We start from the raw sequence: 13396 nt of genomic DNA, 5'->3' as shown, positions 1-13396 counted from the left end.
TGGTGTTATGGTGTTATGGTGCGTACTGTCATTACATAAAAAGTGTTACAAATTAATGAGGCTAAAAAAGACTATAACACTCAGCACCATAACACTATCGCACATTTAAGACTGTCCGTAATAGGCGTCTTTTCCATGTTTACGTTCATAATGCTTTCGGATCAGGCTGTCTTTGAGGCGAGGGGCATCAGGACGAATTTGCAGGCTGAGGTAAGCCATACGTGCTATTTCTTCTAATACTGCACTGTTATACACAGCTTTCTCAGCAGTCTTTCCCCAGCTAAACGGCGCGTGATTGGCAACCAGTACCATCTCTACTTCCTCATAAGAGTATCCTCTTTCTTTAAACTCATCTATGATCTGAAAACCTGTTTCATGCTCATAATCACCTTCTATGCGAACATCATCCATCACTTTGGCGCAGGGTATATCCACTGTGAGATGATCAGCGTGGGTAGTGCCCATGATCGGAACATCCTGTTGAGCCTGTGCCCAGGCCGTGGCATGGGTAGAATGCGTATGCACGATGCCCCCAATCTTCTCCCAATGCTTATACAGCAAAGCATGCGTTTTGGTATCGGACGAAGGACGCATCTTACCTTCCACAATATTGTTCTCAAAATCAACAATAACCATATTTTCGGGAGCAAGTTGCTGGTAGGGGACTCCGCTGGGTTTGATGGCAAATACCCCTTTTGCCCTGTCTACTGCACTTACATTTCCAAAAGTAAAAAGTACCAACCCCAGTTCGGGCAGCTGCATATTGGCCTCATAGGCGGCCTGTTTGATATCGTTATACTGACTCATGTCTGACTTAATTTTTCTACTATCTCTCCAAATTGATTGTATTGTTCATAAAGCTCTTCATAAAGTTTGCTCTGCTCCGGGTTCGGATGATACTCTGCATCAAAGCCAGAGCCCATACCAGCGATAGCTCCCTCCACATGCTCATAGGCTCCTGCTGCTGTAGCGGCAAACATGGCTGCTCCCAGTGCACAGGTTTGTTCTGATTTGGCAATTTTAATGGGCATGTTCATCACATCAGCCATGATCTGCATGATGAAAGGAGATTTTTTGGCTACCCCACCCAAGCCAATCAGCCCTTTGACGGGAATCCCTTCCGCACGAAAACGATCTACAATTTTTTTGGCCCCAAAACAAGTGGCTTCTACCAGCGCCCGGAAGATTTTAGGCGCGTCACTGCCCAGATTAAGCCCGAAGATAGCACCTTTCAGCCTTTGGTTTGCATCAGGCGTACGACGACCGTTGAGCCAGTCCAGGGCAATTACTCCGGATTCGGCAGGTTTGATATCTGCCGCTGCTTCCGAAAGGGCAGGAATCATTTTATCCAGTGTTTCTTCTATCAGCTTTTCTTTGGTAGCTTCATCCAGAAGTTGGGATTCTTGGATGATATGGGTGAGCGGCCAGGAGAGTAATTTTCTAAACCATGCATACACATCGCCAAAAGCCGATTGTCCGGCTTCCAGCCCTTCCATACCTGGAATGACGGAGCCATTGACTTGTCCACAGATACCTTGCACCAGTTTACCTTCCACTTCTTCTCGTGGGGCCACCAGAATATCGCAGGTGGAGGTACCCATCACTTTGCTCAGGTAATAAGCCTCTATCTGTCCGCCTACGGCTCCCATGTGGGCATCAAAAGCTCCTACGGCTACCACTACATCTTCAGAAAGACCGAGTCGCTTAGCCCACTCCGCTGATAAAGTACCTGCTGACGCATCAGAAGTATAGGTTTTTTCAAATAGGCGCTCTCGCATGCCATCCAGCAGAGGGTCAAGCTGGGTAAAGAAATCATTAGGAGGTAAGCCATTCCACGACTCATGCCAGAGGGCTTTGTGCCCAGCAGCACAACGGCTACGCTTCATCTCATGCACATGGGTGCCACCGGTAAGCAAGAAGGGTATCCAGTCGCAATGCTCCACCCAGGAGTAGGCTGCCTTGCGTACACTTTCATCTACCCGATGCACGTGCAGCATTTTGGCCCAGAACCATTCCGAAGAATAGATTCCGCCTTCATATTGGGTATAATCTGTTTCACTTTGTCGCGCCAGTGTATTGATTTCCTGCGCTTCATTGACGGCCGTATGGTCTTTCCACAAGACAAACATGGCGTTGGGATTCTCCTCAAAACCAGGCAACAAAGCCAGAGGCGTTCCGGTCTTATCTACCGCACAGGGGCTGGAGCCTGTGGTATCTACCGCTATTCCTTTGATAGATTCCCGAACCGTAGGGGATACTTTTTTCAGGCAATTTTTTATGGTAGTTTCCAGGCCCTCTACATAATCCAGAGGGTGTTGGCGAAACTGATTTATGTTACTGTCACAATACTGGCCTTCTGCCCATCGGGGGTAGTAAAATACGTCAGTGGCGATTTCTTCTCCACTTGCAGCATCTACTATGAGAGCACGCACGCTATCTGTACCGTAGTCAATGCCAATTACATGCATAGTTATAGGGAGTTTTAGGTATTCCTTTAAATTAGATTGTCATGGTAAGATAAGCAATTCAACAGCTTTACGAATAACTTCACTCATAAAATCCATAAAAGTGTTACTACCTATTTTCTGAAAGACTAAAGACATTGCCATTCGGTATTTCAATTTTTTTTATATTGACTTTATGAAAAAATACACGACCTACCTATTACTACTTTCTGCATTAATGATGTTTGGCAGCAGACTATCAGCGCAATCTGAGAACACTTCAATGCTACGGCAAAGTAGTTTTTTTACCGAAGAAGAAGGAACTGCTGCTTTAGAAAAATATGCTGCTACTTACAACGACTTAGCTTCCTGGAAGCAGCGGGCAGCGCAAATACGAGAAGGCATCTGGAACGGGCTGGGGCTGTCACCGGATTTTGAAAGAACACCGCTAAAACCCATCATTCACAGCAAACGAACTTATGACGGTTATACAGTAGAGAACGTAGCATTTGAGAGCATGCCTGGTTATTTTGTTACTGGAAATTTATACCGGCCTACTCAACAGCAATCTTCATATCCTGCCATACTTTCCACTCATGGCCACTTTCAGGGGGATGAATATACGGCCAGAACGCGTGAAGAAATGCAGAGACGTTGTGCTTCCCTGGCACGCATGGGAGCCATTGTTTTTGCCTATGATATGGTGGGCTACGGCGATGCTGATCAGAACATGCATAAGCATCATCAGGCACTCGCCCTGCAAACCATCAACAGCATACGAGCAGTAGATTTTCTACATACCATACCTGAAGTAGATAGAGAACGTATTGCGATAACCGGTGCTTCTGGTGGAGGCACACAAACTTTTCTACTCACCGCCCTGGATGACAGGATTGCTGTTTCTTTGCCGGTAGTCATGGTTTCGGCACATTTCTTCGGAGGCTGTGTTTGTGAAAGTGGCCTACCCATCCATCAAAGTGAAACCCACGAAACCAGCAATGTTGAGATTGCTGCATTGGCTGCTCCACGCCCTATGCTACTGATTTCTGATGGTAAAGACTGGACATTGAACACCCCTGAAGTAGAATACCCTTATATCAAAAATATTTATGCGCTTTATGATAAAGCTGAAAATGTAGAGAATCTTCATCTTCCTGACGAAGGACATGACTATGGCATTAGCAAAAGGGAAGGAGCTTACCGTTTTCTGGCCAAACACCTGGGCTTATCACTGGAGGAAGTACTAAATGATGAGGGAGAAATTGACGAAAGTTTTGTCTCGGTAGAGCCTCATCAAAAGCTACAGGTATTTGATGCCCAGCACCCCAGACCTAAATATGCAGTGCAAGGTGATCAAGCAGTCAGTCAGTTGGTAGCTTCTTATAAAAAATAAGGATGTTAGGCTCAGGATTAAGTTATGCTTGTATGCATGTCATTATTGGTTCTTAGCTTTATTGCCCACTGCCTGAGTGTATCTGAAAGCTGAGCCAGTTGGAATGGTTTATGCAGATAGTCATGCATTTTGGCTTTCAGACAGCTCTCTTTATCGCCTTGCATGGCATTTGCGGTGAGGGCAATAATTACAGGCTGGTAACTAGCGTTTTTGCGTATTTGCCGGGTCGCCTCTATACCGTCCAGCTCAGGCATCTGTACATCCATCAAGATGATATCGTAATGTTTATTTTGTACAGCTGCTACTGCTTCTTTACCATTTTTGGCAAGATCAGGCTGATACCCCAACTTCTCTAAAACTCTTATCGCCAGCTTTTGGTTGACCAGATTATCTTCCGCAATGAGAATACTTAGAGGATATTCCTGTGCTAAACTGACTGATAATATTTTAGCGTTGTTCTCATTCTTTATCTGTTCATGATTGGGCTTAAATATATTGAGCAGATGATCATACAATAGCTGCTGGCGTACAGGCTTAAAAATCACTGATGCCGGACATTTATCCAGCAGCCATTGATGATTTGCTCCTGCCACATTCATGAAAATGACAGGAATACTATAAGTATCATTCAGTTGAACAATAAGCTCATCTCTATGCATTTCAGCCATCTGCGTGTCAATCATCAGCAGATCAAAAGAACCAACTCCTGATAATGTATTGAGCGCCTGCTCTATGGAGCTCACTGTCTCGGGGATAAGTTTCCAGTCCATTAATTGCCTGCTTAATACCTCCCTGACAGTAGCATTATCATCTGCAATAAGCACTCGTTTGCCCTGTACACTGCAAAGCTCCCTGAAGACATTCGGTTGGTTTTGCAGGCTTTTGTTTAAGCATATGTTAAATGCAAAAGCGGAGCCCACTCCTTCTTTACTTTGTACCTGAATTTTCCCTCCCATCATCTCAATCAGCTTTTTGCAAATCACCAGACCTAAGCCCGAGCCTCCATATTTGCGGGTAGTAGAAGAATCTACCTGAGAGAATGATTTGAAAAGTCTTTCAATTTTCTCTGTAGGAATACCAATTCCAGTATCCCTTACTTCAATCTTCAGTTCCAGAGCTTCTTCTTTTTGATTTAAAAGCTGTACAAACACAAATATTTCTCCTTCATCCGTAAACTTTACTGCGTTTCCTACCAGATTCATGAGTATCTGACGCAAACGAAGTGCATCCCCATTAACCAAAACAGGAATAGTATTTTCCATTTGTAATACTAAGTCTATTCCGTATTCATTCGCTTTAGTGGCAAACAGGTCTAAAACATCTTCTATACAATTTCTCAGGTGAAAGTCGTTGGCTTCCAACTCCATCTTTCCCGACTCTATTTTGGAGAAATCCAGAATATCATTGATTACTCCCAGCAAACTTTCACCACTGCTACGAATGGTAGCGGTATATTCCTTTTGTTCCTGGCTAAGCTCTGTTTCTTCCAAAAGTGCAGTCATTCCCATTACACCATTCATAGGGGTGCGAATTTCGTGGCTCATGGTCGCAAGGAATACACTTTTGGCACGATTTGCTCTCTCCGCTTCTACTCTTGCCTTTTCTGCTTCCAGACGAGCTTGCCTTTCTTCTTTAGTAAGGCTTTCCAATTGTTCAGTTCTTTCTTTTACCTGTCGTTCAAGTACCTCTTTTTGATTGCGAATTACGCGTAACCGAACATGGAAGAACAGCACAAAACTGCCCAATACAAATAAAGCAGATCCTAGCCTAAACCACCATGTTTGCCAGTAGGGGGGAGTAATCGTCAGCTTTAGTGAAGCAGTATCTTTGGACCAGTTACCCTGATTGTCAAGCCCTTTTACTTTAAAAGTATATGTACCAGGGTCCAGGTTGGTGTAGGTAGCCATATGCTTGGTACCTACATAGTTCCAACTTTTGTCAAAGCCTTCCAGTTGGTAAGCATACTGCTTTTTTTCAGGAAGAGTATAGTTGAGAGAGGCAAATTCAAAGGAAAATACCGAATGCTCATAGGAAAGGGTTAGGGCTTCGGTTTCAGAGATATGTTTTTTAAGTATAGCTTCATCGTCTTGTGCAATAGGCACAACACTATTGAAAATCTCAAACTTGGTAATGACCAGAGGAGGCGTAAACTCTTTTTCTCTGATGCTATCCGGATGAAACTCATTAAAACCATTGATACCTCCAAAGTACATTTTCCCGGAACGACTCTTACAGTAAGCCTCCCGATATTCGTCTGCCTGCAGCCCATCTGCTACCCCAAAGTTTTCAAAAGTATCATTGAGAGGATTATACTTGGATAAACCTTTTTTGGTACTTATCCATAAGTTACCGTGATCATCTTCAAGTATGCCATAAATAAAGTCGTTGGGCAAACCATCTACCTGATAGTAATTGGTAAATTTATTTGTATCACTATCCAGACGATTTAAGCCTTCTTCTGTACCTATCCATAGGTCACCTCGTCTATCCTCAAAAATGCAGCTGGTGAAATTGTTACTGATACTATTTTCTTGTTTTTTATGCACAAAACGAGTGAAAGTCTGCGTCTTTCTGTCCATAAGGTTGAGACCTCCTCCTTTGGTGCTTACCCACAAACGACCGCGACTATCCTCAAAAATATTATTTACCGTGTTATGGCTTATACTAGCTTTATCTTCCGGCTTGGAGATAAAGTGATTGAAGGATTCTTTTTCACGATTATATAAGTCCAGACCATTGCTATAGGTAGCTAACCAGATATTCTTCTGGGAGTCTTCGTAGATATTCCAGATATTATTGCTATTTATACTTTGAGGGTCGTCCGGGTCATGTTTAAAATGCCGATAAGTGTTTTTTTCTTTGTTATAAATCGTTATTCCATTTCCCCAGGTACCTATCCACAAGTTTCCTTCACTGTCCTCAGTTATTCTCAATACATGGTTCCCTGCGATACTATTTTCATTTCCTAATTCATGTTTGTAATGATGAAAGAGACTTTTTTCTCTATCAAATAGGTTAAGACCTCCTCCATCCGTGCCCACCCACATATTATCTTTTGAGTCCTCGTAAATACAAAGGACATTGTTATTGTTCAGGCTGTAAGGGGAAGAATTGTGCTTATAGTGGGTAAATTGCTTATAATCAATATTTACCATGTAGAGACCACTACTGAAGGTGCCTACCCAAATGTTGTCTTTATTGTCTCTGTAGATATCGTAGATAGAATTGTTGCCCAGACTGGTATCATCTCCACCATCTTCTTTATAATTTCGGAAAGTTTTTGTTTTCGGGTCAAAAATGCTTATTCCTCCATTTTCGGTACCTACCCATAATACTCCCTGCTCATCTTCCTCAATGGATAAAATCACATCACTTGCCAGGCTGGTCTGGTCATAAGGGGAATGCCTGAAATGGCTAAACTTCAGTGTTTTTCTATCCAGCAGATTGAGGCCACCACCTCTGGTACACACCCATAAGCGGTTTTGGCTGTCTTCATAGACTTCTGAAATATAGTTATGACTCAGGGAATGTTTGTCGCTTTTATCGTACTGAAATCTGGTAAATGTCTGGCTTTCTCTATTGAAGAGATTTAAGCCCCCATCGTACGTGCCCACCCATAAATTCTGCTGACTATCTTCATATACTTCTGTCACTATATCACTACTTATGCTGCCTGTATCATCATGTTGATACCTGTAATGAGTAAACGTACCATCTTCCCTATGAAAAAGATCAAGCCCCCCACCTTTGGTACCTACCCAGAAATTATCCTCCCTATCAATGAGAACACTATTCACCAGATTAGACGAAATCGTCTTAGGGTCCTTTTCATCAGTCTGGTAGCTTACAAAAAAATCTTTGTTGCGATCGTACATGTTCAGTCCCCCATCCCAGGTAGCCATCCACAGATTACCCTGCTCATCTTCTATGAGATCCATCACAGCATTATGACTAATACTCCTGGTATCTCTGGCATTATGGGTATATACTGTCAGATTGTAGCCATCATACTTGTTCAACCCATCACGTGTGCCAAACCACATAAAGCCCCGACTATCCTGTAAGATACAGATGACATTACTTGATATCTCCTGATTAGCCTGGACCTGCTCAAATTTTATATTCTTATACTGAGCATACGATACCAGTGTGAAATGCAGAAGGGAAAACAGGAGACATATCAGAAACTTCATTTATTCGGGCAATTATTTAATAAATAAAAATAATCACACAAATTATTAAGTTGATACTACCTTATTTTCAATACTTACTCAGGTAAGCTTTGTTTTACTAAAGCAGTCATTCTCCATAAATAGTTGGGGCGGGAAAATCACTTTATGACCCGGCGAACGCCTTTTACGGAGTGATACTTTCTCCATTGATGGTTACATCTTCAAATACGACGTCCTTTACGTTGGAGAACTTATAAGGATCTTCCACTTCTTTTATAGTTACATTAAGCAAACGGATATTTTCTACCGGCGACTGCTTGTAGCCTTCCAACAATATACCTACTTCACCACCCTTCTCTACTGTCATGTTTTGTACCTCAATATTTCTGACAGTAGGCAAAAACGAACCGGAATCTTCATAAAACATATTGACGCGAATTACCTGCTCTGCTACCTGACCTACTTCTATGTTTCTCATGTATATATTTTCTACCACACCTCCCCGCATAGAGCTGGTCTTGATTCTTAAAGCCCTGTCCAGTAAGGGGCTGTTCATAGTGCAGTTTTCAGCAAAAATATTTCTGGCACCTCCTGAAATCTCACTGCCAATGACTACCCCTCCATGCCCATTGGCCATGTTACAGTTCTGAATAACGATATTCTCGCTGGGTACATCAATTCGGCGACCATCAGCATTCCTTCCTGATTTGATGGCGATACAGTCATCTCCGGTATTGAAGAAACAATCTTTGATCAGCACATTTTTACAGGACTCGGGGTCACAACCGTCCGAGTTGGGCCCCTGACTTTCTACCGTTACCCCCTGGATGGTGACATTGGTACAAAGAACGGGATTGAGTATCCACATGGGAGAGTTGACAAAGGTCACGCCTTCAATCAATACATTTTCGCAACGATAAGGCTGCACAAACTGGGGGCGCAGATAGTGCCCCGGTCCAAATTTTCGTTCACTCACCGGCACGCCTTCTTCCGCCATAGCAAATAAGGCCGGACGATTACCTTCATCTTCCTGTTGCGGCATACCCTCCTGCCAGCCGTAATTCTCTCGCCCCTTCCAGGGCCACCAGTTGGTTTCGTTAGCCTGACCATCTAACGTTCCACTTCCGGTAATAGCGATATTGCTTTCTTCAAAGGCGTAGATCAGAGGAGAATAATTCATCAGTTCTACCCCTTCCCAGCGGGTATATACCAAAGGAAGATAGTCATCCGGATTGGTTGAAAAAGAAATTTTTGCTCCCTCCTCCAAATGTAGGTTCACATTACTTTTCAGGTGGATAGGTCCGGTAAAAAAATTACCTTCAGGTACTACTACTCTTCCGCCCCCTTGCTGATTGCAGGCTGCTATGGCTTCCTGAAAGGGCTGGGTATTATCCTGAGAACCATCTCCTACCGCTCCATAATCAGTAATCAGGAAGTCTCGGTCAGGAAACGCAGGAGCCTTGATTTCCGCTAAAATCGCGCTCACATTTTCCCAGGCCCCACTGCTTTTGACCTCAGCTTTTTCTTGTTCGTTTTGTTTGGGAGTGCTGCAAGAACATATGACTGTTAGCAGAACCGTAAAAGAAAGGTAAAGTGATTGAGTGGCATTGAGTTTCATCCAATATTTTAGGTTAAAGGTTTTTAAATATAATGCTAAGCAGCATGTATTAGTAGAAATGCAATCGTTTGCATAATAATGAATATTCTCTTGATGGACAAAATTTTTACTGTTTTTCATTCTCTTATTCCAGCATCAGGATAATATGAAAAGCTCTCTTCTATGGAAAATTTGATTTGATCAAAATGATACTTATTTTGCGCAAACGATTACACATAAATATTAATTTTCCAATCCAGCCCATGCATACCTATTATTCTACCCGTCATGCGATTCATCCCAATAACAGCATGACTTACAATACCGCCAAACTCAGAGAGGCTTATCTGCTTGATACGCTTTTCCATAAAGACACGATTCAGCTTACTTATACTTTATATGACCGCTATATTGTTGGAGGTGCCCATCCGGTAGAGAAGTCTCTGGCATTAGAAACTATTCCTACTTTGAGAGCTGAGCACTTTCTGGACAGAAGAGAAATGGGTATCATCAATGTAGGTGCAGAGAGTAAGGTGAGCGTAGACGGAAAAGATTTTGTGCTGGCTACCAAAGAAGCACTGTATGTAGGCAAAGGAGTGAAGGAAGTTATTTTTCATCCGGCCAAATCAGGAGACACTCATTTTTATTTCAATTCGGCACCGGCACATCAGGCTTACCCTACCACCAAAGTCACCTTAGATAAGGCTGAAACCGTGGAGCTTGGTGCTCCTGAAAACTCCAACCATCGTATTCTCAGAAAGATGCTGGTAAGTCCTATCATCCAGACCTGCCAACTGCAGATGGGAATCACTGAACTTCAGACCGGCAGTGTGTGGAACACCATGCCTGCCCATACCCATGACAGGAGAATGGAAGCTTACTTTTACTTCAATCTTCCTGAAGACCAGGCAGTATGCCACTTTATGGGAGAAGCAAAGGAAACCCGACACATATTTGTACATAACAAACAGGCTGTAGTGTCTCCTCCCTGGTCTATTCACAGTGGAGCGGGCACCAGTAATTACTCTTTTATCTGGGGAATGGCCGGAGAGAACCTGGATTATGGCGATATGGATAAAATTTCACCTACAGAACTTAAATAAACCTAGATATGCATAAGCTTTTTGACCTTAGCGGAAAAGTAGCGTTGCTCACAGGTGCCACCCACGGATTGGGTATGGCGATGGCCAAAGCGGTAGCAAAAGCCGGAGCTACTGTCGTCATCAACGGACATACACCTGCCAAGATGGAAGCTGCCCTGGCCCATTATCGTGAGGAAGGTTATGACGTGAAAGGGTATCTGTTTGATGTATCCAATGAGCAGGAGGCAAAAGAAAATGTAAGCAAAATAGAAAAAGAAGTTGGCCCCATTGATATCTTATTCAACAATGCTGCTATCATGAAGCGTGTTCCTGCTTTGGAAATGGAAGTGGAAGACTTTCGTCGCGTTATGGATATTGACCTCACTGCTGCTTTTATCATGAGCAAGCTGGTAGCAAAATCCATGGTGCAGCGTAATGGTGGAAAAATTATCAATATCTGCTCTATGATGAGTGAACTGGGCAGGGATAGCATTACCGCCTACGCTGCGGCTAAGGGAGGTCTGAAGATGCTTACCCGTAATCTTGCCACCGAATGGGCAAAGTATAATATACAGGTCAATGGTATTGGTCCCGGATATTTTGCTACCGAGCAGACCGCTCCTATTCGTTTGGACGGCCACCCACTTCACGATTTTATCATCAATCGTACTCCGGCAGGCCGCTGGGGTGATCCTCAAGATCTGGAGGGGGCAGCAATCTTCTTATCCAGCAAAGCCAGTGATTTTGTCAACGGACAAATCCTGTATGTAGATGGAGGTATTTTGGCTACCATTGGTAAACCCATAAGCAAGGAATAAATTTTTATAAAAATGTTCTTATTTTGTATAGCTTTTTCTTTCGGTCATGTCAAAAAATAGTAGAGCAACCATACACGATATTGCCAAGAAGCTGAACATCACCGCTTCTACCGTATCTCGTGCCCTGAATAATAAACCGAGGATTAGCGAGAATACACGTAAGGCAGTACTCAAAGCCGCTAAGCAACTCAATTATCAGCCTAATAATATTGCGGCTGCGCTCCGTAATGGTAAAAGTCACCTCATCGGTATTGTCGTACCCACTGCCGACCGAAGTTTTTTTGCCTCAGTCGTCAGAGGTATTGAAGAAATCGCCAACAAGGTCCATTATAAAGTAATCATCTGCCAGTCGTACGACAATTATGGAAAAGAGGTTCAGACGGTGGATGCACTGATCAGTGCAAGAGTAGATGGTATTATTGCCTCTATCGGAAAAAACACAGAAGACTTCAGCCATTTTAAAAGAGCACAGGACAGAGATATTCCGCTTATCCTTTTTGACAGAGTTACGAATGAACTGGATGTGAGCCAGGTCATGATAGATGATTATCTGGGAGCTTATAAAACTGTAGAGCACCTGATAGAACAAGGCTGCACACGTATCGCCCATTTTACCAGTCCTAAAAAGGTAAGTATATATATTGAACGCTTAAGAGGCTACAAAGCAGCTCTTCTGGATTATGGGCTTCCTTATGATGAGTCCTTGGTGGTAGAAAGCAATCTTCAGTTGGAGGATGGAAGAAGCAGTATGGAACAACTTTTAAAACTCCCTGTCCTTCCTGATGCAGTATTTTCTGCCAGCGATTATGGCGCTATGGGTGCTATGCAGGTTTTAAAAGAACGGCAGATCAAGATTCCTCAGCAGATAGCATTAGCCGGTTTTAGCAATGAACCTTTTACCTCCTTTACTTCTCCTCCCCTTACTACGGTAGACCAGTTGAGTATTACGATGGGGAGTTTTACCGCCGAACTTTTCTTTGATCAGCTTAAATCTGACAAAAAACCTATCAGTCAGAAGACTGTGCTTACGCCTAAGCTCATTGTAAGGGGATCTTCTCTTAGAAAAACTCTGGAGTAGTTTACAGTTTAAGCCAAAATCTCATTCACTTTAGCTTCTAAAAATTATTTGTTCATATAATCGCTTATCTAGCGTCTATTAAATTTTTTATTTCAAACCTCTAAACTTTCAAATCAACCTATGAGTAAAAAAGTAGTCACTTTTGGAGAAATCATGTTGCGACTGGCAACGCCCAGCTATCAACGCTTTATCCAGGCCACTGAGTTTGAAGCTACCTACGGTGGCGGTGAAGCCAATGTCGCTGTTTCACTGGCCAACTATGGCCTTTCACCTCAGTTTATCACCCGCTTACCTAATAATGATATTGGTGCTGCCGCGCTTTCTACTCTTAGAAAATACAATGTCGGCACTGACCACATTGCCTTTGGTGGCGACCGCCTGGGTATCTACTTCCTGGAGTCTGGTGCAGTTACCCGTGGTAGCAAGGTCGTCTATGACCGAGCCAACTCTGCCCTTTCTGAAATCCAGCCCGGTATGATTGACTGGGACAAATCCCTGGAAGGTGCTGAATGGTTTCACTGGACAGGCATCACTCCTGCTGTCTCTCAAGGGGCTGCTGATGTCTGCCTGGAAGGGGTCAAAGCTGCCAATGCTAAAGGGATCACCGTTTCTACCGACCTCAACTACCGCAAAAACCTCTGGAAATATGGCAAGAAAGCTTCTGAAGTGATGCCTGAGCTGGTGGAAGGCTGTGACGTCATCCTGGGCAATGAAGAAGATGCTGAGAAGGTATTCGGCATTCATCCTGAAGGGGTAGATGTGACCAAAGGTCATGTGGAAGCAGCCGCTTATGAGTCGGTATGTACCCAGCT

General features: G+C 43.4%; 9 protein-coding genes. 5 read left to right on the top strand and 4 right to left on the bottom strand.

The window, feature by feature from the left end; genetic code table 11:
* Positions 1-105 precede the first annotated feature (105 nt).
* Together WJR50_RS24440 and WJR50_RS24435 are read right to left on the bottom strand one after the other, a co-directional pair.
* Positions 106-807: an L-ribulose-5-phosphate 4-epimerase gene (locus WJR50_RS24440; RefSeq protein WP_341295930.1), complete on the bottom strand. Its 702-nt coding sequence runs from the start codon at positions 805-807 to the stop codon at positions 106-108.
* Positions 804-2468: a ribulokinase gene (locus tag WJR50_RS24435; protein WP_341295929.1), complete on the bottom strand. Its 1665-nt coding sequence runs from the start codon at positions 2466-2468 to the stop codon at positions 804-806. The genes WJR50_RS24440 and WJR50_RS24435 overlap by 4 nt, the downstream gene beginning before the upstream one ends.
* Before the next feature lie 172 nt (positions 2469-2640).
* Between WJR50_RS24435 and WJR50_RS24430 the strand changes: the two genes are divergently transcribed.
* Entirely contained in the window at positions 2641-3837 is a 1197-nt protein-coding gene (locus WJR50_RS24430; RefSeq protein ID WP_341295928.1) for an alpha/beta hydrolase family protein, read from the top strand.
* 17 nt (positions 3838-3854) lie between these two features.
* Here the strand turns inward: WJR50_RS24430 and WJR50_RS24425 are convergent, their stop codons facing one another.
* Both WJR50_RS24425 and WJR50_RS24420 read right to left on the bottom strand, forming a co-directional pair.
* Positions 3855-8030 carry a two-component regulator propeller domain-containing protein gene (locus tag WJR50_RS24425; protein ID WP_341295927.1) on the bottom strand — a complete coding sequence of 1392 codons (4176 nt, stop codon included), beginning with the start codon at positions 8028-8030 and terminating at the stop codon, positions 3855-3857.
* A gap of 163 nt (positions 8031-8193) precedes the next feature.
* The gene (locus WJR50_RS24420; RefSeq protein WP_341295926.1) at positions 8194-9627 is read right to left on the bottom strand and encodes a glycoside hydrolase family 28 protein; all 1434 of its coding nucleotides are present in this window, start codon (positions 9625-9627) and stop codon (positions 8194-8196) included.
* A gap of 242 nt (positions 9628-9869) precedes the next feature.
* Between WJR50_RS24420 and kduI the strand changes: the two genes are divergently transcribed.
* The 4 genes from kduI to WJR50_RS24400 form a co-directional block, all read left to right on the top strand.
* The gene (gene kduI, locus WJR50_RS24415) at positions 9870-10709 is read left to right on the top strand and encodes a 5-dehydro-4-deoxy-D-glucuronate isomerase (RefSeq protein ID WP_341295925.1); all 840 of its coding nucleotides are present in this window, start codon (positions 9870-9872) and stop codon (positions 10707-10709) included.
* An 8-nt stretch (positions 10710-10717) separates the two neighbouring features.
* Positions 10718-11506 carry a gluconate 5-dehydrogenase gene (locus tag WJR50_RS24410; RefSeq protein ID WP_341295924.1) on the top strand — a complete coding sequence of 263 codons (789 nt, stop codon included), beginning with the start codon at positions 10718-10720 and terminating at the stop codon, positions 11504-11506.
* A gap of 46 nt (positions 11507-11552) precedes the next feature.
* A complete protein-coding gene (locus WJR50_RS24405; protein WP_341295923.1) occupies positions 11553-12584 on the top strand; it encodes a LacI family DNA-binding transcriptional regulator in 1032 nt (343 codons plus the stop codon).
* A 120-nt stretch (positions 12585-12704) separates the two neighbouring features.
* On the top strand, positions 12705-13396 hold a 692-nt coding region (locus tag WJR50_RS24400; RefSeq protein WP_341295922.1), incomplete at its 3' end, for a PfkB family carbohydrate kinase.

Origin of the sequence: Catalinimonas locisalis, assembly GCF_038039535.1 — a bacterium.
Taxonomy (GTDB): domain Bacteria; phylum Bacteroidota; class Bacteroidia; order Cytophagales; family Cyclobacteriaceae; genus Catalinimonas.
This window is presented reverse-complemented; position numbering and strand designations above follow the sequence as displayed.